General features: G+C 43.8%; 20 protein-coding genes and 1 pseudogene. 7 read left to right on the top strand and 14 right to left on the bottom strand.

Annotated elements, in window-relative coordinates:
- Nucleotides 1-218 precede the first annotated feature (218 nt).
- Nucleotides 219-3,614, bottom strand: coding sequence for an ExeM/NucH family extracellular endonuclease (locus tag MRK00_03840; protein MDR4516506.1), 3,396 nt, complete (start codon nt 3,612-3,614; stop codon nt 219-221).
- A gap of 313 nt (nt 3,615-3,927) precedes the next feature.
- Here MRK00_03840 and MRK00_03845 point away from each other — a divergent pair, with 313 nt between their 5' ends.
- From MRK00_03845 to MRK00_03875, 7 genes and pseudogenes are all read left to right on the top strand, one after another.
- Complete coding sequence (locus tag MRK00_03845; GenBank protein MDR4516507.1) at nt 3,928-5,685, top strand: lysophospholipid acyltransferase family protein; 1,758 nt, start codon at nt 3,928-3,930, stop codon at nt 5,683-5,685.
- A 209-nt stretch (nt 5,686-5,894) separates the two neighbouring features.
- The gene (locus MRK00_03850; protein MDR4516508.1) at nt 5,895-6,122 is read left to right on the top strand and encodes a hypothetical protein; all 228 of its coding nucleotides are present in this window, start codon (nt 5,895-5,897) and stop codon (nt 6,120-6,122) included.
- Nucleotides 6,058-6,278: pseudogene (locus MRK00_03855) on the top strand (transposase). Before MRK00_03850 ends, MRK00_03855 begins: the two are co-directional and overlap by 65 nt.
- Before the next feature lie 367 nt (nt 6,279-6,645).
- Nucleotides 6,646-8,655 carry a TonB-dependent receptor gene (locus MRK00_03860; GenBank protein MDR4516509.1) on the top strand — a complete coding sequence of 670 codons (2,010 nt, stop codon included), beginning with the start codon at nt 6,646-6,648 and terminating at the stop codon, nt 8,653-8,655.
- 278 nt (nt 8,656-8,933) lie between these two features.
- On the top strand, nt 8,934-9,284 hold the full coding sequence (locus MRK00_03865; protein MDR4516510.1) for a DUF3147 family protein: 351 nt from the start codon (nt 8,934-8,936) through the stop codon (nt 9,282-9,284).
- A 198-nt stretch (nt 9,285-9,482) separates the two neighbouring features.
- On the top strand, nt 9,483-9,944 hold the full coding sequence (nikR, locus tag MRK00_03870; protein ID MDR4516511.1) for a nickel-responsive transcriptional regulator NikR: 462 nt from the start codon (nt 9,483-9,485) through the stop codon (nt 9,942-9,944).
- A gap of 100 nt (nt 9,945-10,044) precedes the next feature.
- Nucleotides 10,045-10,809: a carbonic anhydrase gene (locus MRK00_03875; GenBank protein MDR4516512.1), complete on the top strand. Its 765-nt coding sequence runs from the start codon at nt 10,045-10,047 to the stop codon at nt 10,807-10,809.
- 74 nt (nt 10,810-10,883) lie between these two features.
- Here the strand turns inward: MRK00_03875 and yut are convergent, their stop codons facing one another.
- The 13 genes from yut to MRK00_03940 all read right to left on the bottom strand — a co-directional run bounded on the left by yut (nt 10,884) and on the right by MRK00_03940 (nt 23,280).
- Nucleotides 10,884-11,864 (bottom strand): urea transporter, encoded by a 981-nt coding sequence (gene yut / locus MRK00_03880; GenBank protein ID MDR4516513.1) that lies wholly within the window; start codon nt 11,862-11,864, stop codon nt 10,884-10,886.
- Nucleotides 11,865-11,983: 119 nt separating this feature from the next.
- Complete coding sequence (gene ureG, locus MRK00_03885) at nt 11,984-12,613, bottom strand: urease accessory protein UreG (protein MDR4516514.1); 630 nt, start codon at nt 12,611-12,613, stop codon at nt 11,984-11,986.
- Between the two features lie 21 nt (nt 12,614-12,634).
- Nucleotides 12,635-13,405 carry an urease accessory protein UreF gene (locus tag MRK00_03890; GenBank protein ID MDR4516515.1) on the bottom strand — a complete coding sequence of 257 codons (771 nt, stop codon included), beginning with the start codon at nt 13,403-13,405 and terminating at the stop codon, nt 12,635-12,637.
- A gap of 162 nt (nt 13,406-13,567) precedes the next feature.
- The gene (gene ureC, locus MRK00_03895) at nt 13,568-15,274 is read right to left on the bottom strand and encodes an urease subunit alpha (GenBank protein ID MDR4516516.1); all 1,707 of its coding nucleotides are present in this window, start codon (nt 15,272-15,274) and stop codon (nt 13,568-13,570) included.
- A 70-nt stretch (nt 15,275-15,344) separates the two neighbouring features.
- The gene (locus tag MRK00_03900) at nt 15,345-15,653 is read right to left on the bottom strand and encodes an urease subunit beta (GenBank protein ID MDR4516517.1); all 309 of its coding nucleotides are present in this window, start codon (nt 15,651-15,653) and stop codon (nt 15,345-15,347) included.
- Between the two features lie 26 nt (nt 15,654-15,679).
- A complete protein-coding gene (gene ureA, locus MRK00_03905; protein MDR4516518.1) occupies nt 15,680-15,982 on the bottom strand; it encodes an urease subunit gamma in 303 nt (100 codons plus the stop codon).
- Between the two features lie 79 nt (nt 15,983-16,061).
- Entirely contained in the window at nt 16,062-16,901 is an 840-nt protein-coding gene (locus tag MRK00_03910) for an urease accessory protein UreD (protein ID MDR4516519.1), read from the bottom strand.
- 418 nt (nt 16,902-17,319) lie between these two features.
- Entirely contained in the window at nt 17,320-18,777 is a 1,458-nt protein-coding gene (locus MRK00_03915; protein MDR4516520.1) for a hypothetical protein, read from the bottom strand.
- Between the two features lie 299 nt (nt 18,778-19,076).
- Nucleotides 19,077-20,003, bottom strand: coding sequence for a metal ABC transporter permease (locus MRK00_03920; GenBank protein ID MDR4516521.1), 927 nt, complete (start codon nt 20,001-20,003; stop codon nt 19,077-19,079).
- Nucleotides 20,004-20,011: 8 nt separating this feature from the next.
- Nucleotides 20,012-20,797 (bottom strand): metal ABC transporter ATP-binding protein, encoded by a 786-nt coding sequence (locus MRK00_03925; protein ID MDR4516522.1) that lies wholly within the window; start codon nt 20,795-20,797, stop codon nt 20,012-20,014.
- Between the two features lie 9 nt (nt 20,798-20,806).
- Nucleotides 20,807-21,775 (bottom strand): metal ABC transporter substrate-binding protein, encoded by a 969-nt coding sequence (locus tag MRK00_03930; GenBank protein ID MDR4516523.1) that lies wholly within the window; start codon nt 21,773-21,775, stop codon nt 20,807-20,809.
- 52 nt (nt 21,776-21,827) lie between these two features.
- Nucleotides 21,828-22,370, bottom strand: coding sequence for an urease accessory protein UreE (gene ureE / locus MRK00_03935; protein ID MDR4516524.1), 543 nt, complete (start codon nt 22,368-22,370; stop codon nt 21,828-21,830).
- Between the two features lie 460 nt (nt 22,371-22,830).
- The gene (locus MRK00_03940) at nt 22,831-23,280 is read right to left on the bottom strand and encodes a universal stress protein (protein ID MDR4516525.1); all 450 of its coding nucleotides are present in this window, start codon (nt 23,278-23,280) and stop codon (nt 22,831-22,833) included.
- Nucleotides 23,281-23,462 lie beyond the last annotated feature (182 nt).

Raw genomic sequence — 23,462 nt, forward strand, 5'->3', positions numbered from 1 at the left:
GACAAGCTCACAGAACTCGACAATATCAAATTGAAAGAGTACTAGTATGCTATCAATGTGATATTGATAGCATACTAGAGTGCATTGTTTTTTTAATTTTTGCAATGCTGGAAAAATTAATATTAGCCAGCATGGCAACAAATGAACAAAACTACTATGCATGCACCACGCTCATAGTGGTTTTGTTCATGAAAAGTATGTTATTTAATCGGTGATGATTATAATAAATCAACCGCCAAAATATGCGAGCCATCTCCTGAAAACGCAATGATTTCAATATCAGTCAGTATATCGAAACCTTCTGTGTTGCTGGCAACATAGATATCGCCACCATGCTGTGTAAAAGTATACTCACCCAGTATGCCGGAGAAAATTGCCGTGTCCACGCCCTTACCGCCAATCAGCTGGTCATCGCCCTGGTTGCCCATCAATAAATCATCACCCCGACCACCGTTTAGTAAATCGTCACCGAATCCGCCAAATAGCGTATCGTTGCCATTTTCACCAGATATCCAATCATTTCCGTTGCCCCCCCTGAGAGCGTCGCGCCCGTTGCCGCCCATGATAATGTCGTCACCGTTATCACCGTCAAACTTATCGTTTCCGGCGGTGCCCAGGATCGTATTCGAGCCATTGCCGCCATAGCCCATTGAGCCGGGAGTGGATAGTGTCATACCCAGAATAATCGGGTCATGATCGGATGTGCGAAATGGATTGAAACCATTAAACAGATCGGGATTACGGCCAAAATCAAGGTTGTAATCGAGTAAATCAGCCTCATCCGCGTTAATATGCCATTCTGTTGCACCGGTAATCTGTGATGTCAGGCTCGAATTTGACAGCGCATAGTCCAGCGTGCCAAGCTGGCCGTCAAACAAGTAAGAGTAAGGCGTTTCTGTTGAGAAATGACTGGCCAGATTAGTAAAACCAGCTGCTTCTAGCGTGGTAACAGGGTCTTCTTTTGCGTAGGCATTCAGATCGCCCAGAATCAGGAAATCGTTGTCGCCACTGTTGGTTGGGTCGCTGCTCAGCCAGGCATCGAGCGCATCGGCCGCTTTCACGCGCAATGGATTGTTATTGCCCTGACCATCGCCAATATCCGCATTGGCGCTGTCAAAAACACTGCCTTTGGATTTAAAGTGATTCACGGCGATAGTAAACCATTCGCCTGTGGATTGTTCCTCAAAAGTGACCGCCAGCGGTGCCCGGTTGGTACTCGGGCCGTCAAAAATAGTCATGCCCTCGAATCCAGCGGGTAAATTACTGTCAGTTAGGATGGCCGGCGTTGTACCCGGTGCAATGTTAACCGAGGCGGTTTTGTAAATAGCGCCCACAGAAATGGCGTCACTGACGTCAACAAATTGCTGACCCGGATTGACCCAGTCGTAAACATTCGCACCCAGCCTTGCATTGAGTTGATTGACGAGGAATTCGATTGCGTTGCCACTTGACCCAGGCTGGAAGTCATTTTCCAGTTCGACCAATCCAAGAACATCGGCATCCATATCGATAATGGTTGTTACCAGTTTTTCGGTTTGGCGCAAAAATTCTCCCTGATTGTCTGCGCCGCGTGGATCGCTGCCGTTGGCAGTTGTGTTGCCTGGCAGGTCGATTGTGGTGAAATAATTCAGTACATTCATGCTGGCCACTTTCAACGATCCACCGACATTGTCAGGCGCAAGCGGGCGTTCGTTAACGCTGGTCACAACCGGGTCTTCCGTTGGCATAATGCGAAATATCTCATCGCCCGATCCACCGCTGCCGCGACTGAAACGAACATTACCGGTCAAATCCATGATGGTGTCACCGCCACGGAAATGATTGGCGTCAGAAAATTCTGGCGAAGGATAAGGGAGCGGGTCTGGATTTTGAATGCTCAAACCATCGTCGAGCGCAATGGTGCGACCGGCAATCGACTCAAGATAACTCTGGTTGCCGGTTACACTCGGGTCGAAAATTTGCGTAAATTGAAAAGGACGGTCGCCTTCTGTCAGACGGATTTCGCCAAAGCGGTCATAATTAAAAAATTCACTGATTGTCAATGCCTGGTTGAATGTGACCAGCATGCCTTCATAGGGCTCCAGGTTGGCGATTAATGTGCCATCGCTATTGGTGATGACATCGACTGTCGGCAAGCTGACATTCACGGGGTTAATGGTTCCTGCACCGATGATTTCAATCCCTGTAGCTTCCACCTGAGTTTCGCCGAAAAACTCTGAAACGGTGCCGGTAATGCGGACTTTGTCGCCAGGATTGACATCCTGAATTTGGGTTGGGTCAAAGACAAAAATACCGTCAGAAGTTGCGCTGTCTCCATCACCAACGGCTTCCTGGACATAAAAACCATTCAGGTTGCGGCTATTATCGGCATCGATGTTTTGGAAATCACCGGTAACGATACCTTCGATAGTGACGCTTTGGTTAATCAGCGGCGATGCATCACCGCTTCCCTGGATGGTATAAATCGCGGTCAATTCAGCCGGTGGCGGTGGCGGCGTGACAAAATTTGCCTGACCCGGTGTATCATTGCCGCCAATTACGTCAAATTGACCAATCTGAAAATCACCCGCACCATCGGGTGAACGATAAATATGTCCCGGGACAAAAGCGCCATCCGGTCCTGCTTGCGTGGTGCTGTAAACCTGGTCGCCACTGCCTATGGTTTGAATCATAGCAACGGAATCGGCAATGGTTGACCAAGGTGTGGCATCCAGGACACCGTCATCGTTGGTATCGAGGTCGTCGCCGTTTGCTCCGGTAAAATCCTTGACTAACAGGTGGGTGACATTATCACTGTTTTCAAAATTGAGTGGCGTGGTCAGGTTTGCAGCACCCAGGGCGAAGGCGCTTTCTGCCGCAACAAAAAGACCGTTGGCATCGAGCGTCAAACCTGAAAGGTCTGTGACATTTTCCACTACACCACCGCCACCGGTTCCATCGCCGATTACGATATAGTAAAACCCGTCTAGTGAAGCATTGGCGTTACCGTAAAGCTCAAAATATTCATCAGCATCTGCGCCCGGTTGGTCAATACGTATTTCATTGATCGCGATATTGGTGTGGTCTGTGACGTTGAACGCCGTGTTGGGTATTGTTTGACGGATGGAATTATCGCCTGTCCAATTGGTTTTGTCGCCGATCGCGGCCAGCAATGCTGCTTTGGTATCTGAAGTGGGTCCAACGTAGACCGCGTTGTCGATTTCGTCCAGGGCGACTGCAGTTTCACCATTCACCAGGCCAGACGGAAGCGCTGATGTATTGGAATTAGTCGCATCGGACTGCCAAACGCCGGCGCCTTCGCTGTTGACAGCATATAAGAACGTCGGGTTAGTTTCATCACCCTGATAGGCGAGAATTTGATCGCCACTTGCTGAGAAAAGCACGCTGGATACAGCGGGGTTGATTACAGTTCCGGCAGAAACAGGCGCCGGAGCAATCCAGGAAAATGTGCCTTCAGTACTTCTGAAGGCATTTGTGCTTAACCAACCATTGTCGGTGAATTTGATTTCCGTACCCACTTCTAAATCGACGAGTGACACAAATGCAAATTCATCTGGATTATCAAAATTAAAACCGATTATTGCGATATCGCCTGCTGATAGTACTGTAGCCATTTTTGAAAACTCCTAACCGATATATTGTTAAAACTATTGAAATAGATGTAAAACATCGCGTTGCAAAACTGTGCATCTTTCGTGTGCACATTCATTGCAATATATTTTGGCGGCCAAAAATGACAAAAAAGTGACGTTATATAGTTTTTTTGTTAACCAATTGACTGTATTAATTTTGGTTATTCCAAGTCGGATATTCACTATTATGGGCCAGGGAGATCAAAAAAAATCAGCGCGGTGCTAAACGTCATTTTCCTGTCACATAATTGATTTATCGTATCGATCGTTAATCATCTTGCCGGAGGACGGATCAATGATCGATGTGGATACCTTGTTAAATAATTACTTTCAGAATACAGATGAAAATCCCGATCGGCCGTTATTCAAGACAGCTTCTTCCATTTTGAAAAAACTGGTTCATCAGGACGAAATCAACCAGTTTATCGAAACGCACCGGCATTTGGTGGGACTGGAATTTAATGATGCGGTTTTAGAGCATTTCAATTTTACGTTTCAGGTTTCCGGTAAAGACCGGTCGCGTATCCCTGATCAGGGCCGCGTATTAATAGTTGCCAATCACCCCTTGGGCTCGCTGGACGGGTTGGCTTTGCTCAAGCTGGTATCCGAAATCAGAACGGATGTGAGGATAGTCGCAACAACACTGCTCGATTGCATTGATCCATTAAAAGACCTGTTTCTTTCGGTTGATAATTTTCCAAAAACAGCAAAAGCGCATGACCAGATAATCCAAATCATTGGTGCATTGGAAGCAGAACAGGCCGTTATCATGTTTCCGACGGGAGAAGTGTCCCGGATCCGGCCAACCGGCATTCGAGACGGCAAGTGGAGCCCAGGTTTTCTGTCACTGGCGAAAAAAACCAAAGCGCCAATTTTGCCGGTCTATATCGGCGGCAAGAATTCTCCGCTTTTTTATGGCCTGTCGAGTATATACAAGCCGCTCGGGACGATGATGCTGGTCAACGAAATGTTCAATCACAAAGATCACGAGATCAGTTTTCGAATCGGCAAGCTGATTCCCTGGGATTCCATAGCGGCGATAGATTTGCCGAAAAAAGCGATTGCCAAGTTAATGCGCAAGCAGGTTTATCTGCTGGGCAAAAAGAAGAAAAAGGAATTGTTCAAGCCTGTAGAAAATATCGTTCATTCAGCCAAAACCAAACTCATCCGCAAGGAACTCAAGGAGTCGTTGATGATCGGTAAAACGCAGGATGGCAAACATATCTATCTGTTTGACTATATTCCCAATTCCAGCGTAATGCGCGAAATCGGGCGGTTGCGGGAGCTATCTTTTCGCGAGGTGCAGGAAGGCACGGGCAATGCCCTGGATGTCGACAGTTATGACCGTTATTACCGTCACCTGATTTTATGGGATGAAGACGAGTTGGAGATTATCGGCTCCTACCGTATTGGTGAAGTGCGCGATATCCTGCGTGAATATGGCGAGATAGGGTTGTATACAAACAGTTTGTTCAAATTTGACCCTGCTTTCAGACCTGTCCTTGAGAATGCCATTGAGCTGGGCCGCAGTTTCATACAGCCCAGATACCAGGGAAAACGCAGCCTGGATTACCTGTGGTACGGTATTGGCGCATACCTGCATCAACATCCCGAGATCAAGTATTTGTTGGGTCCGGTGTCGATGAGTAAATCCTGGCCTGACGCCGCACAGAAAATGATTGCCGGATTTTATACGGCACTGTTTAGTGCTGACAGAAAACTATCTGAACCCAGGCTGCCGTTTCGTTTTGATATGACAGATGATTTTGCAGCATTTGGAAAAATCGCAAGTGAAAGCGAGTATAAGAAGGCTTATTCGGTTTTGAAGGAAAGGCTGGATGATTGGGGCGTTAAGGTGCCGGTACTGTATAAACAGTATGTAGAGTTGTGTCAGCCCGGTGGCTGCGAATTCCTGGGATTCAATATCGATCCGAAGTTTTCGGACTGTGTGGACGCGTTGATTCTGGTGCATATCAATACCATTAAGGAAAAGAAATATCAACGCTATATCGAAAGCCATGGATTGCTGCCGCGCAATCTGAATTCTGCCTAGGCGGCTGTCCGAGAATAGTGACCGTAGCGATACAAACTATTTTGAGACAGATTTCTCCAATATTTGCGGCGAATAGTTACTCTATTTAATCGAGACTTAAATATTCACAAGTATTTGATATAAATCATAAATATACTATTGACGCTGTTCAAAACGACCAGAAAATGCTAAAATGATCGCTTGGTTCTGGTCAAAATGGTGATTTATCGATGCTCACACCCAGCAAAGCTTTTCATCAACCCAATTTGTTTGAAACAGACCTGTTGTTGCAGCTAGATCCCGCTGATCCGCTGCTCAAACTATCACCGTTACTCCCTGGCATACCTTTGACGAAGCGTTTAGTGTTCATTACACCGAGGACGTTGTGCGGCGAGCAAGCCGATTCGTTTGATAGTTGGGTTGCTGATCCTCAAGCAATTGGAGAACTTGAGCAATGAAGCCGTGGTATTGCAGTAGAAGCGCAATCCCTACTACCAGGCTTTTATGGCATGCAAGAATTCCAACGGAAACTGCCTTGCCATAGCACGGAACTGGTCCATTTTCGCAAGCGCATTGGCGCCGAAGGTTTAGAGCACATATTCCGGATGAGCGTTGGCTTGCATGGCAAAGCGGCGCTGAAAGATGCGGTGCGTTCTTCAAAAATGTATTTGGATTTGAAGCCTCAAGTGCGATATTCTTCTAACTGTTACTGAATTGCGCGAAACAGTAACCGAAAATTCTTGTTCTTGAATTCCATTTAATTTAATCAGAGAGTATATCTTCAATAATAGTATGAAGTAATCATAATTTATCTTATTTATTAACATTGCTGATGTAATTGATTATGTTTGTTCTTTTTTAAACTGATGAAAAATTTTTAAGAGAGAATGCCGCTTTATGGCCATGTGTTTAAATATTAAAGACTATTTGCTTATTGCCTTAAAAAATCTTCCTATATGGATTCAAGTATTTCCATTAAATATGCTTCTGGCGGCCACTACCTGCGCAGCAGGTATTCCAATACTCAATGAAATAGAAGTGCGCGCCAATGGCAGAGAATTACTCGGTGTAGCCAATTCAGCTAATGAAGGTATCGTCTTAAAAGAACAGCTAGATCAGCGTACCGTATATCGCCCGGGAGAATTACTGGAGACTGTTCCGGGTTTGATCGTTACTCAACATAGTGGCGAAGGCAAGGCAAATCAATATTTTATGCGCGGATTCAATCTTGATCACGGAACCGATTTAAGAATTGTTGTCGATGGCATGCTGGTCAATCAACGCTCGCACGGACATGGACAAGGGTGGGCAGATACCAATTTCGTGATTCCTGAGCTCATCAATAGTCTGCACTATCAGAAAGGACCCTATTATGCCGATCAAGGTGATTTTTCTTCTGCTGGAGCGGTTGACATGCGTTACGTCAATAAACTACCTATGGGTATCGCCAGTTTTAGCGCCGGACAACAAGGTTTTATACGTGGGTTAGTTGCGAAATCGCATTCAGTTGGCGGCGGTGATTTTTTATATGCGTTGGAACTGTTAAAGAAAGATGGTCCCTGGGTGAACAAAGAACAGTTCAGAAAATTCAACGGTGTCGTGCGTTACAGCCACAATACCGGGAAAACCAAATTCAATATTACTGCGATGGGTTATGGTGGTCGGTGGAATTCAACTGACCAGATTCCTCAACGCGCCATCGACAACAACCTTATTTCACGATTGGATACCATAGACCCAAGTGATGGCGGGGAAGCACACCGTTTTAGCCTATCGAGCGCGCTTGAACGCAATAGCCGCTACGGGCTTACCAAGGTTAGTCTATATACCTTGCATACAAATCTTGCATTATTTTCTAATTTTACTTATTTTCTGGGGGATCCGCTCAATGGTGACCAGTTTCTGCAAAACGACAAACGTTTCCAATCAGCATTTGATTTAAGTCATGCCTGGATAAATAATTTCGCCGGGCTTGCACTTGAAAATACGGTGGGATTCCAGTTCCAGAATGATGTCATCGACAACGGCTTGCTAAGCACAAAACAACGCCAGAAATTATCCACTACGCGCAAAGATCACATTCTGGAAAACAGTGTTGCCATATACTATCAAAACGGCGTGCAATGGCTTGAAAAATTTCGAACAGTAGCGGGTGTGCGCAGTGACTTTTACTGGTTTGACGTAAATAGCAATCTGGACTCAAATTCAGGTACTGTTTATGACAGCATGACCAATCCAAAACTAAGCCTGATTTTTGGCCCATGGTTTAAGACCGAATATTATTTCAATTACGGAAGCAGTTTTCATAGTAACGACGCACGCGGCACCACAACCACTATAGATCCCAAAACCGGTGCGCCGATTGACAAGGTAAGCCCCCTGGTTCGCGCTACAGGTATAGAAGCCGGGCTTCGAACAGAAATCCTGTCCGGTTTGCAAGCTGCGCTTTCTTTTTTTCGATTGGATATCGATTCTGAGTTATTGTTCGTTGGAGATGCAGGCACTACTATTGCAACCCGACCAAGCACTCGGGAAGGTTTTGAGATCTCGACCTTTTACAAACCGTCAGACTGGCTAACAATAGATCTTGACTACGCGTTTACGAAAGCCCGATTTTCCGATTTTGATCCTGTAGGCAGTTATTTACCGCAAGCTGTACAAGGCGTCGGCAAGGCTGCCGTTGCTTTTGATCACCTAGGGCCTTTCTTTGGCAGCCTGCAATTTCGTTATTTCGGTAAGCGCCCGCTCATTGAAGACAATAGCGTTCGTTCAAAGCCCACCATCACTTTAAATGGCCAACTGGGATATAGGATAGGTAATAAAATCCAAATCATGCTGCAGGCGTTTAATGTACTGAATTCACATGATCATGCCATTGACTATTTCTATACATCCAGATTACCTGGGGAACCGGCCCAAGGTATTGATGACAAACATTTTCATCCAATCGAAACACGATCGCTCAGAGCGAGTATCATTGCCAATTTCTAAGCGGCTACAACCAAAAATAAAATCAAATAAAAAGTCTTTTATCTTAAAATAAATTTCTAAGACCCTGTTTTTTCAGTTTATACTATCCTGAGACACAAAGAATATTACAAGATTCATACATTTAAAGTGCACATTGACTTTCTTCACGAATGTTTGGAATTCTTGGTCCGGTCACTTGTGCTACTGATTATTTTAATGGGTACTAATGATATGGCGATTAATGCAACGATTCCGAAACCTTTGAACTAGCCAAGAAAAATGGCATTTAGGTTAAATCGATGGGTTATTATCTTACCAAGATCGCATTAACGGCTGTTCTTGTTGTGGTAATTTCTGAAATTGCGAAACGAAGCACTTTCATGGGTGCTTTGTTAACGTCCATTCCACTCATATCCCTGCTTGCAATGTTCTGGTTATATATTGATACCAAAGACACAGCAAAAGTATCGGCATTGGCAACGAGCGTTTTTTGGCTGGTGCTGCCGTCTTTGATTTTTTTTATAACATTACCTTTGTTATTAAAACAAGATATCAATTTTTATTTGAGTGTGAGTGTTTCTATGGCGCTTACCGTTGTTAGTTATTGGCTAATGGTTTTAGTGCTCAACCACTATGGCGTTAAACTTTGAAAACCCATAGCCAATGTATTACAACCCAGTTTTCGGTTCTCTGTTACACTTAGAAAAGATATCGCTCTTCAAAATTAAGGACTAGATTATCAACTTGCTCAATTGCCGTTTTATATCGCATAAGCATAAAAAGTAGGCACACAGTTTGGGAATCATTATGTACGTTTTTTAATTCTATACATTTCTAGGATTACTTGTATGAAACGCTTTACTATTTCACTGGATAACCAATTGTCAGCACAGTTTGATAAGTTGGTGCGATCAAGAGGCTATACCAACCGCTCTGAAGCTGTGCGCGACATGATTCGCAAGCTGCTTGAGACTGAGCACCTTGAAAGTGATAGTAGTGGTGACTGCGTTGCTTCGCTTAGCTACATCTATAATCATCATGAAAGCGATTTAGCAAACCGGATAACATCAACTCATCACAATCATCATAATTTGACATTATCCAGCGTACACGTCCATATGGACCATTTTAACTGTCTCGAAGTCGCAATTTTGCGCGGAACCATACAAAATGTTACTAATTTTGCCAATCAGATAATTGCCACTCGTGGCGTTCGGCATGGCAAGCTCTTTATGGTTCCGGTTGAAATCAGAGAAGAGCAGCATATGCATGAATCATCATCACATATTCACAGCAATCCGTTAATTTGATTTTTTATTCAATTGCCGCATTTATGCAAACATAAATGTGAAACTAATCTTGGCATGGAAGTATCAAATAGTGCAACAGATTTAATTAATAGGAAAAAACATGTGCGAAGCAGAAAATCATATGAGTAGTGTCAAACAAAATAGTCAGCAACGACGCTCTTTTCTAAAATTAGCCACCGCATCAATGTTCGGAATGGGACTTGCGCCTATGGGAAGCGTTCATGCCACTTCCGGTGTTATCGAATCTCCACCTTTACCTGAAAACGTTCTATCGCCTGAAGCCGCGTTAGAACGCCTGATGAAGGGTAATGAGCGTTATGTTTCTGGCCAATCGATACCACTCAATTTCAGTAACGAGCGTCTGGATTTAATGCGCGGGCAAAATCCGTATGCATGTGTGTTGAGCTGTTCAGACTCCAGGGTAAGCCCAGAATTCTGCTTTGACGAACAACGCGGCGACCTGTTTGTTGCGCGCGTGGCAGGCAATTATTTAACAACCGATTTTATTGCAACACTTGAGTATGCGACTGCCGTATTACATGTACCCCTAATAATGGTATTGGGCCATGAAAAATGTGGCGCAGTTCAGGCTGCTATAGAAGCAACAGACAATAATGAACAGTTTCCAGGCCATATACAATCCATAGCTACCGCTTTAACCCCGGCTGTCAGAGCAGTACCCAGAAAACCAGACTATGTTGCCGCCAATAGGTATGACGATATCGTTAGAATGAATGTTATATTAACGGTTAGAGAATTAAGGAAACAACCACCAATTCTGAGCAGACTGGTTGACAGCATGAAATTAAAGGTTGTCGGCGGCGTGTACCAATTGGAAACAGGTAAAGTCAGACTGGTCGCATAACTAAAATTTACGGAACCGATTTTTGGGGGATCTGGCCATGCGTTTCGCGCTGACAATCCCCCAAGTTTTAATCGTTAATCTGACCAGTGTTTCGACATACTTGCTGCAAATAAGAACATCCACATAACGAGCACAAATGGGAACGTAAGGGTTGGCAAACCAATGGGCATCAGGAAATTAGCCAAAGCTGCCTGGCAGATGACAGTTAGAATCCCGGCTATGAGCGCTAGGATTGCCGTTCCGGTCGAAGGCTTGAGAAAAACCCATCCAACCGCCATCATGGTTAATACAGGGTTAAATGCGTACAAACCCATTTCTATAAGATTTTGACTTGCGCCAAGTAGTATCGGCATCAATACGCCAACAAATGTTCCACATAACGCCATAAAGGCGCCGCGCCATGAAGTTATTGCAATTCCAATGAGAAATAAGATGCCGACCAGCACATTATCAGCAAACATGACTTCTGCAACACCTTTGGTCAATGCCACATACCATAGTTCGGCTGTCTCATCCGTCATGGATGAAAGCCAGGCCCCTGCAGGAAGCTCGGCGCTTGCTATTGCCGCAGGAATTTCTGGTGAAGGCAGGACAGGACCACGTGAGAGACTGTCAAATGAATAAACTGCCGCTATAAACATCCAACAGGTCAGCACAAAAGGGGAAGTGGATGCAGGTATTTTATAGGGCGCAAGAATCCTGATCAAAGCTGCCAGCACGACGCTCGACAAAATGGAAGCAAGAACGACGTAGACCCATAACAGCGGTGTGTTCTCAAGAAATAAAAATAAGCAGGGTCCAACCAGTGTCCCGTTAAATCCATATAAGCCTGCATCGATATCATCTTCAGAAAAACCTAATAAGTACGCTGTAACCGTACTCGTCACAACACCGACTGTAGCCGCAAGTCCAGCGGTTAAACCACCGATATAAAGTGCGATTAAAAAAATTAATCCGGTTACAGCATTACCGCAAAAAAATACTTGACCTACGCCCCTTAAGACTACTCGAATGGGCTTTGGCAACGCCATGTCTATTTTCATTGACCATTGCATTATATTTATCTCCGAATGATTTTCTATCGAAAAATTTTTTCAAGAACAAAACATCACTATCAACAAATCTCTTGCTCGTAAATACTGTAAACAATGCTAATAACAAGAAAGCTTTTGCTTTATTGAATTTTCACTTCTTCCAGCAAACCCTGCTTGACTATAAAATCAATAACTTCCTGAACACCCTGACCTGTGCGTAAATTGGTAAAAACAAATGGGCGTTCTCCACGCATTCTTTTTGCATCGCTTGCCATGACATCTAAATCTGCTCCTACGTACGGCGCCAGATCAATTTTATTAATGACAAGTAAGGCCGAACGTGTTATTCCCGGGCCACCTTTGCGGGGTATTTTTTCGCCTGCGGCCACATCAATTACATATATCGTTAGATCGGAGAGTTCGGGACTGAAAGTCGATGCTAGATTATCGCCACCGGACTCAACCAGGACAAGATCAAGATCTGGAAATTCCTGAGTGATGCGCGCTATTGCCTCAAGATTAATCGATGCATCTTCTCTAATTGCGGTATGCGGGCAACCCCCGGTTTCAACGCCGATTAATCGTTCCGCTGGCAGCGCATCAGCGCGTAATAAAATTTCAAGGTCTTCCTTCGTATAAATATCGTTGGTAATAACCGCCATTTCATAGTGATCGCGCATCCGTTTGCTTAGCACTTCACACAGGGCTGTTTTACCTGACCCAACCGGCCCACCGATTCCAACACGTAGCGGATTAGATGTATGTGTCATTCTATATTCCAGGATAATTGTTTATGAACGGTAAACTCTGCTATATTGTACTTCATGCTGCATCGAGAGTATGGATAAACCAGGCGCCCAATTGGACAATTCATTATCTGGCAGATTCTGTGCATGATGCGCTATTGCTTCAATTTTCGGATGGAGAGAAATCAGTAACCGCTGACCTGAAACCTGGCCGAGCGGGACAGATTTTACACATACCAGCACCTGATTCTCGACAATGGAAAATAATAACCCCAGCATTGCCGCCTCATGTGAAATCTCCAATGCAATCGCTGCATAGGCAAAAGCAGTCGGCAATGGAATTTCAACTTGATTTGACATGATCTTTTGCAATGATGTATCAGCAATTCTTAGGTCTAGAACTAACTTGTTCAGCGAATACCCCATTTGAATGGTTTCGGCGCGAAACTCATTTGTGTCACGAGCCGCAAGAAAACGTTCTGTCCAGCAAGTAACACTCTGTTCATCACGATTTGAAAATGCCTTTAGTAAGCGCCAGAATATGGGCGCCTCAAAATCGGCTACTATCGATAAAGATTCCGCAATCCAGGCATGCGCAGACTCTTCATCCTTAACATCGCCATTTTCAATGGCCGCCTCCAGTCCTTGAGAATAGGTATATGCCCCAATCGGTAGCGATGGACTGACCAGCTGGAACAACCGAAGTAGCTCTGTGTTTTGTTTCTCACTAACCATTTTTACTTTCGAACGCTTTATATTTTTTTCTATGAATTGAAGAAAGCTGAATGCATTATTAAGCGATTTATTAAAACCCATCTAACGTAGATTTTGTTGATCACTATAGTTGTTCACGCAAAACCATAAATTCAGTAATACTCGGTTTTTTTCGGTTTATCATGCCAACACTCGCCACAGATAACCAGTAAAAGGACAATTCTGAGTCCTTTCACTGGCGGGCATACATAATATGCACAGTTTTTAAAATAAGAAATACCGTTGCGTCAGTGGAAGCGTTTCAGCGGGCTCACATGTCAGCAATTCACCGTCGGCACGAACTTCATAGGTTTCTGGATCGATTTCCATTTTAGGCGTTGCACCATTATGGATCATATCCTTTTTGCGTAAACCTCGTGTGTTTTTAACTCCGATCAATGGTTTTTCGGCTTGAAGCTGATTGACCAAACCTGCCGCCAAAGAGGCTTCAGAGACAAATGTATAGCAGGTGTTCCTAAGCGCTGTTCCATAGGCCCCAAACATGTATCGATAGTGAACGGGTTGAGGCGTAGGAATTGAAGCATTCGGATCGCCCATCAGTGAAGCAGCGATCATGCCACCTTTCAACACCATTGATGGCTTGGCGCCAAAGTGTGCGGTCCTCCACAGTACTAAATCGGCATATTTGCCGACTTCAATCGATCCTACCGCATGCGAGATACCGTGGCATATTGCCGGATTAATAGTATATTTTGCGATATAGCGTTTGACTCTGAAATTATCGTTTCTGGCTGAATCTTCCTTGAGTGCACCGCGCTGTACTTTCATTTTATGTGCAGTTTGCCAGGTTCTGGTAACGACTTCACCGATACGCCCCATCGCTTGAGAATCTGACGCCATCATGGAAATGGCGCCGATATCGTGCAAAATATCCTCTGCTGCGATGGTTTCCTTACGGATACGTGATTCTGCAAACGCCACATCTTCAGGAATACTTGGACTTAAGTGGTGACAAACCATGAGCATATCCAGATGCTCGTCCAGTGTATTGCGGGTATAAGGACGTGTTGGATTGGTCGATGACGGCAATACATTCTCAAGTTCAACAACTTTCATAATATCTGGTGCATGTCCACCACCCGCGCCTTCGGTATGAAACGTGTGGATTGTTCTATCCTTGAATGCTTTGATTGTATTCTCCAGATAACCGCCCTCATTAATCGTATCAGTATGAATGGCGACCTGCACATCCATTCTGTCGGCAACCGACAGACAATTATCAATTGCGGCGTAGGTCGTACCCCAGTCCTCATGCAGCTTCAAGCCACATGCACCGGCCAGCACCTGTTCTTCGTTCGGCGTCGGCAAACTGACATTTCCTTTGCCAAAGAATCCGGTATTCATAACCATTCCATCAGAAGCCCTCAGCATGGATTGAATATGCCAGGGACCAGGAGTGCAGGTTGTAGCTAATGTTCCAACGGCGGGACCGGTACCACCACCTAACATTGTGGTGATACCATTCATCATCGCATCTTCTTCCTGCTGTGGACAGATAAAATGAATGTGGACGTCTAAAGCACCCGCTGTGAGTATTTGCCCTTCACATGCAATAATTTCTGTAGCAGCGCCGATAGCCATCGTTACACCGGGTTGTATATCAGGGTTACCCGCTTTACCGATAGCGGCAATTCTGCCGTTTTTTATACCAACGTCTGCTTTAACAATGCCCCAATGATCAATAATGATCGCGTTGGTAATCACTGTATCCATGACGTCCGCATGATTACGTTGCGATTGTCCCATCCCGTCACGGATAACTTTACCACCACCAAATTTAACTTCTTCTCCATATGTGGTGTAATCATTTTCAATTTCTATAAACAGTTCAGTATCTCCCAGACGAACCCTGTCTCCGGTTGTTGGGCCCATCATTTCGGCGTATGCCTGGCGCGAAATTTTAAAACTCATTTTTTCTGCTCCCCTTGATTGTTTTTCCTGTGGTTGTTTATTCTCTGATTGTTTTTTATCAGTGGTTTGACTAAACAAGCGAGCCCATAACTTTTTGGTTAAATCCATAGACTATTCTGCTCCCGGCTAGATCAACTAGCTCAACGGTACGTTCCTGACCTGGTTCAAATCGAATCGCTGTGCCCGCCATAATATTCAATCGCATGCCATACGCTTCTTGTCGATCAAAATTTAGTGCTGAATTCACTTCATAAAAATGAAAATGCGAACCAATTTGTACTGGACGATCACCAGCATTGGTAACCCGGATAGTTTTGGTTCGGCGACCGGCGTTCAATTCAATTTCACCTGCTTCGATAATGGTTTCTCCTGGGATCATGCTCATCTTCTCCTTTCTATGAGTGGTTAGGATATTGGATTATGAACGGTTACCAGCTTGGTACCATCCGGAAACGTTGCCTCAACCTGTATGTCGTGGATCATTTCAGGAACTCCTTCCATGACATCCGCACGCGTCAGTACGCGTGCGCCTTCAGACATTAATTCGGCTACCGTGCGTCCATCACGAGCACCTTCCAGAACGGCGCATGTAATCAATGCAATTGCTTCGGGGTAATTCAGTTTCACACCGCGTGCCTTGCGTCTCTCCGCAAGTAACCCTGCAGTAAATATTTGAAGTTTATCTTTTTCTCTTGGCGTTAAGTCCATAGTCTTCTCCTCAGTAATAGCTCATCACAAAAGCTTGGGTTAAAAATATATACTGAGATTACCAACGTGCCGGTATTCTCTAGGTATTCCACATGCGCGGAACTTCTGCTTTACGTCCAAGTAAAGCTGGTCGTAAATTGTGCCAAATCTTCAACATGACTTTGCGTGCAACTTCACTCGTGTCTCCTAGATAACGGGCCACTAAAACGGATTTCACTTGCGAGATCCCGACATACCCGGAGCCGTTTGCGATAGTGCTTGCATCTTCGCGCAATGTTTGAATTAAATCGTTCGAAGGCGTCTTATCGCTAACCGCGATCAGTGTTGCACAAACTGTCTTGCCGGCTAATATGAGCGGACTTCTGGTACCGTCACTTCCGCCGATTAAATTGAGTTGCTCATGCCAAATCAACTTATCGTCACGGCTTATATTGACCTGCTGCCTGATTCGACCCCCCGTAAAAGATTCGCCAAAAGCGGTACGGCCAAAGCAAAATATTTCACACCCTATATAAGTTGAATTTTTTGCCAGAGTCACGTTATGATCGAGTTCCACATGTGCATGATCAAAAAATATCGTTTCTTGCGGCAACCATTCGAGCGAACCACCGGTTTTGATATCAAGTTGCACACGTTGATTTGAAACATGGCCATTTGCTTTGTACCATTTTGCTGCGCCCGGTGTCGTTATCTGCACATTTGCATCGGCATCGGCATAGCTGGAGATTTCAAGTCTGTCGCCACCAACCACGCCTCCCGGTGGATGCACAATGACAACATGGCATACCTCAGGACCTTCGGGATAAAAAGGTTTTTGTACGTATAATTGGCCAAAATGATCGCGCCCAACTAATCTGCATTTTCCTTCTTCCTTTCTGAATGCTAGTGAAATGCTTGCGTCAGGCTTTTTGTCTGTCATTGATAACGCCAGATTATGTTGCTGCTGTGTTTTTTTGTCGCGTTTTGAATCTTGTGATATGTACGCTGTACTCAGCTTGTTCATTGGAGGAACAAGCGAATTTTGTTCGGATAATTTCTTTTTATGGATATTAGAATACATGGAAAATCGATATGCTTGATTTGTGTAAGTGAATTTTTGTAAACACATTCAGTGCATTTGACAACCTCTGAGAAGAATCGCTTCTTCAATTATCTTTCGAGACAAACCTTACTCTCAATTATGCTCAAAGTAAACAGACAAAATACAGAAACTTACATAAATTCTTGTATGATTTTTTTTGAGTTCTTCATACTCAAAATAGTCAAACCTACTCTCGGGCGGAAATTGCAGTCAGTTCATCAAAAAGCCTATTTTTGATGAACTGAGTATGTGCCGACTAAATTTGTATCTGGAACGACAGTTTAAATACATTGACTTTTGCGCCAAATGCATCAGGTGCATAATTCAAGCCTTTGGTAAACAAGTCCCCATACTGGTAATACGCTGATATGCGCGCATTGAAACCGTCAATAATATAATTCACACCTCCCTCGACTTCTTCACGGTTACTGCTGTTATCAGGCTGAACGCTGGTATATCTGCCATAGGGCTGGAATTGACCAATTCCGATTTTGGTGGGAATCAAATACAATCCGGTAACGGTCCAGGATTGCCCATCAAATATACAAAAACAATCCGGATCAGCGAAAGCTCTTGTGTCATAGTTTGCATAAAACTTCTTGTATTCGCCATTAACAGTAAACACACCGAGATTCTCGGGAAGTACTTTCTCAAACAACACATCTGTGACCAGACCAAGAAAATCGCCTCGACTGGCTACGGAACCTGCCCCGTTATTCTGATAAGCAAAACCAAAAGCCACAGCAAGAATATCGCCGGCTGTGCCGTAATAGGTACTGCTGGTATAGTAACCTGGATTATTTTCAGGATTCAAGAAATTATAGGTTACACGGCCTGCCCATTTTACGTCATCTCCTTGATTGGGCCCCAGATTATTCTTTGAAGACAAACCTCTGTAAACACCACCCGCATAGCTCAATGTGCCTGGAATAACACCGGGTTCAATGCTTCCCCAGAATGTTCCACCATTATCACGGCCATACCGTCCTGCGCCTCCGGCGCCAAAATGGGTACTAAAGTCACTCGGAAAGAAAGGTGTTTTAAAAGGATCGTGGGTTGCCTGGAAATAAGGACCACTTAATTCACCACGTTCTGTCGGAACCAGCATGCGTCCGCCCCAGACATTAAAGTAGCGGTTGTATTCAAATTTTCCAACCGCATCCAGCACGGTAAACAGAATTTTCGGACTATCTCCTTTATGTGTGTTGTTACACCAGAAACATTCTGTATTAAACTCAAATTTGATATAACGATTTAGTTGGCCATTAACATAAATACGGGCATTGTCATTGCTATACCGATCCCGGTAATTGTTTTGCGCATTCTGAGCCCAGATACCGGAACCGCGATAACCGGCCCCAATAGTTAGCCACCGATGATCATCGTATTCCATTCGAAATCTGAATTTATCAAATCCGACTTTTACGTCACCCATTTTGGCATGGTTGGATTTGAAATCATTGCCCCGGAGCCACCAGTCAGTTTTTTCACTGTTACCAACACCGTTTGTTTCGGTATAACCGGGATCGGGTTTAAAATCATCCGCATGAGCACTCGATATCAGAACTGTGACAATAAATAAAACCACTGCTAAAACTAAGATGTGGTGGTTTTTCTTTGGTCTATAATTCAAGCAGGTATTATCTGGTTTATTCCCCAGAAAGCAACCGTCAGGTCTGGATTTTCGATACGTCTGCTCAATATTAATCTTCATTCATGAATCTCCCTTTAATTGATGATGACAGATAGAACACAAGCACTTTGAGGCAATTAATCAAAAAATTGTTATCAACAGCTTTTCTAAGAAGCATGCATGTCAAAAGTGGAACAAGATCGACAGTTTTAGCCGACAGGCAGTCACGCAAATCATTTTTAGATTTCGTTGAACATATTTGTTATTGTTGCTGAATATAGCGCTAAAATTTTTTAAAGTAAACATTAAATATCAAAATAATACAAGACACTATACAGCAACAGCAGTAAGCATCTTGCTAAACCTGGGTGCAGAACAGCTTACTCATTTTTTGTTGGCGTTCTATTTACACCGGTGCGCATGCAATGACTTTTTTCGCGCGGATGGGAGTGTATCAAATTGCCGTGGCGGTGCATATTGACTTGCAACATTCTTTTTTCCCGAATATGCCTGATTAAGACAGCGAAACAGAATATCAGCGCACCGAACAAAACAATAGTTGCACCTGATGCTATGTTAAATGAGTAACTGAAGTACATACCGCCAATCCCGATCAAAGCACCAAGAGCAACGGCATATAATTGCATTGCGCTAAAGCTATCCGTCATCATGCGTGCTGTCATTGCCGGGATAATTAAGGTAGCCGCTATCATTGTTACACCAACGATGTTCATGGAAATGATAATGGACAGAGTCAGCAGCAATGCAAATAATAATTGCACCCCTTCTGTTTTAATGCCAAAAATCTGCGCTGCTTCGTTATCGAAAGTTGAAAAAAGTAGCGGCCTGTACATAAAAAACATCATTGTCATCGTCAATGCAGTAACCAATCCAATCAGAATCAAATCGAAATCCGTAATACCAAGAATGTTGCCAAACAAAACAGAATCAAGACTCCGATTCAAAGCGCGTTGTTGACTGATGATAGCTACACCCAGGGCAAACATGGCGGTTGTTACAATACCGATAGCCGCATCGGACTTGATCTTTTTATTTTTCGTCATCTGATTAATCAATAATGCTGCAACCAAGCCCATGGCGCCTGCGCCGACATAAAAATTAAAGTTGAACACAAACCCAATGACTGCACCGCCAAATGCAGCATGTGACAAGCCATGCCCAACATAGCTCATCCCTCTTAATACAACATGAACGCCAATTAATCCACACAAAGCACCGACCATGACAGCAGCCAGTAGGCCGTGACGGAAAAAAGCGTAATTGAGCGGTTCGAGAAAAAAATGCATCAATTTAATTAAGGATCACGATTTAGCTTTAAAGGCGTGCTATTGGCGATCAAATAATAGTCGCCATGTTTGATAATGATGATTTCGCTGCCGTATGTTTTAGCAAGGATCTCATTGGTAAAAATATCGCCAGGACGGCCTTCTGCAACCACCCCATGATTAAAACAAATCACCCAGGGTAAATGCGAGGCAACAGCATTGAGATCATGCGTTGTCAGCAAAATCGTCATGCCTTGACTGTTAATGTCGCCAAGTAGATGCAGCACTTCGTGCTGGGTCTTGATATCCACACCGGAAGTCGGTTCGTCAAGCACTAAAAATTGTGGATTATTGATCAGTGCACGTGCCAGAAATGCGCGCTGGCGCTGTCCCCCGGAAGTATGTGCGATATGCTGGCGCAAGCAATTATAAATCCCCAGTTTTTCAGCCAGATCATGAACATGCTCCCTTTCTTCTTTACTTTGCCAAGGCAAAAGACGCTTACTGGCATAAAGTCCCATCATGATGACTTCTTCCACGGTAACGGGAAAACTCCAGTCGACACTTTCTAGTTGGGGAACATAGCCAATTTTTCTACCGCAAACTTCATTGACCGGTCGGTTGTTTAAAAAGACTTTCCCGGAAAATACAGTTTGGGTACCCAGAATAGTTTTCAACAGGGTTGTTTTGCCACAACCTGTCGGACCCACTATGCCGGCAAATTGTCCCGCATGAATTTCAAGTGATAAATTCGAAAATACGACGGTACTCTCATAGCCGGCTGTTACATCAACCAAGTTAATCGCAGGATTCATCCTGCTATTTTACTGAACAAGATTGCTGGTATCGACATGTGCCGCACAATCCGGATCTCCTCCAAGCGCTTCCGACATTATCGCCATGTTATTAACCATCATGCCAATAAAAGAATCGTTGGGTTTTTCAGGCAACTCGTCATCTGATAATTCATCAATAAATTTAGCGCCTGATTCGCGTGCAATTTGTTCCATAATTTTGCTTGGAAATACCTCCGACCCAAAAATAGCCGGAATTTTTTCATGCCTGATTTGCTCGATAATACGTATTACCTCACGAGGGCCAGGTTCAGTAAAACTTGCCGGCTGGATAGCTGCGATCACTTTCATACCATAGCGTGGCGCGAAATAAGCAAAGGAATCATGATACGTAACCAGTTTTCGATTATTTTCCGGAATAGATTTGACGCATGCGAAAATCGCTTCATCCAGTTGTTTCAATTTGGCCAGGTAGAATGAAGTATTGTCTATGAAGGCGTTCTTGTGCTGAGAATCGAGCGCAACCAGACGATCGCGAATAATTTCAGCATACTTCATTGTCAAAGCAATATTGGGCCAAAGATGGGGATTGGGATGACCGTGTTCGCGTGGAAAACTAAAATCATATTGCCATTCTTCCTCTCGCAAAACGCTGTTACCCAACTGCACAATGGAAACACCGTTTTTTTTAACTTTTTCAGCCAGCTTAATCGTGGGTATTTCCAGGTCCAGGCCATTCACAAAGATAATATCTGCAGCAGCCAACGTTTTTGCATCCGCTGGTACAGGTTCAAAAGTATGCGAATCCACCCCATTTGGAACAATTCCAACCACATGTACGTTAGCGCCACCTATATTTTCCACAATATTGGTAATAGGTGGAACCGTTGTGGCAATACGTATCTTTCTGTCCGGTTCATCAGCATATCCAGGGTTTAGTGCCCCAAAAAAAGCAAGGGATACCAGCAATTTAAGTGCATAGAGTTGCGATCTTTTCATACCTATCGTTTTATTGGTTGTTTGCTAAACAGTATTACGTTCTCACTCAGGATCATTTGGTATCGATTCCTCGATGTATCTTCTGACGTGTCGGAATCGGAGCGAGCGGTCCATGCGAATGGCTATGGCTGTGATCGTGATCGTGATCGTGATCACCATGATGGTGATGTCCGCCTGCACTATAGGCACCAGATTCCGGTTCGAACTGCGCGTCTTCTTCGACAACTGTAGCGCCCAGTCCTTCCAGCATTTCTTTCAACACACTGTCTTGGTTGATACGCAAAAAACCATCGGCTACCTGTGTCATCGTATGGCGGTTTCCAAGATGAAATGCGCAACGCAAGAGGTCTTGTGGTGTATTGCAAGTGATACGATAAGTCGGTTCATTTGCGGAAACAATTTGAACAACCCGTCCATCATCGCTGCTTAGCAGGTCATTATTTCGTAGCACAGTACCTCTTTGGGTAAAAATGGCCACTTCCTCTCCTGACGCCAATGCAGTACGCAACCGGCTATTTTCACGTAACTCATAAGGGAGCACCAGTTGGGCATAAATCGAATCAGTATGAGCCACTTTAGCATTCAAAATAAGCATTAATATTCCTTTCGGTTTAAGAAGAATTTCAAGAGAGTAGTGACATTTAAAATAAAGCTTTGTGTTGATGTTGTTGAATAGTTACCAAAAACAAAAAATAAGTCGTACGGTTTATATAAACTGGCGCAAGCAGGAAATTCTCAAATTTTAACGGGCTCAATAAAATAAAATGGGGGAAAATTTATAACGATTCAATATTGTTAGATTACTTCTGCAAGAAAGTTAAACCAACTCGTTTATTTTTTATATTGCTTTCTGTGCGAAAGACCCCGGGATATATAAATTTAAATAACCGACGATTGAAAGTATCCTTTAAGTTTCAAAATCCACTTTTTAACACCTTAATAAGTGTATCCCAAGCCTTAATAATCGATTCGGAATTCATAAAAAAGACTGACGCCGAGCGTTTTACACACGCCGATCAGATTCTAGTTTGAAAAGCGTACCGCGTTTCTATCGCTCATGATTCCTCTTTAGGAATGACCAACACCGGCTGCTTGGTCATTCTTAACACTTTCTGCACGGTGCTGCCAATAAATAAATTCCCCAGTGCGCCACGGCCCTGCCCGGTCATCACAATCATATCGATCGCATGGTCATCAGCATATTTGCATATTTCTGATGCAACATCTTCATTGCTAATCACCACATCAGTATTCACCTGCTTACCGGAAAAATTTTGATTCGCAATAGCATCGAGTTCCTCTTTCGTTCGTTTCAAGACGTCATCACGATATTCCTGAACAGCATTTGGGTTGGGCATTTGTTTTAATAAATCAGGTGGCACGTCTCCAGTCTGGACAACACTCAGAATGGTAATCTGATTTCCTTGCATTTTGGAAGCGTAAGTTAATGCAGCAAATGAAACAGTTGAAAAATCTGTAGTCACTAATATTTTTTGAGATTCCATATGACCCAATCCTTATTAATTAGTTGAAAATTATGCTCTCGAAATCAAGCAACTTCTTATTAAACTCCTTTTTTAAGGATAACTTGTAAGCTTAGTACATATTTAGTCGACAAATAACGACTATATACCTATTACATATCAAAACTTCATTTATGCTGGTACAAATTCTAAATTGCCGGACT

It is taken from the genome of Nitrosomonas sp., from assembly GCA_031316255.1.
Classification (GTDB): Bacteria; Pseudomonadota; Gammaproteobacteria; order Burkholderiales; family Nitrosomonadaceae; genus Nitrosomonas.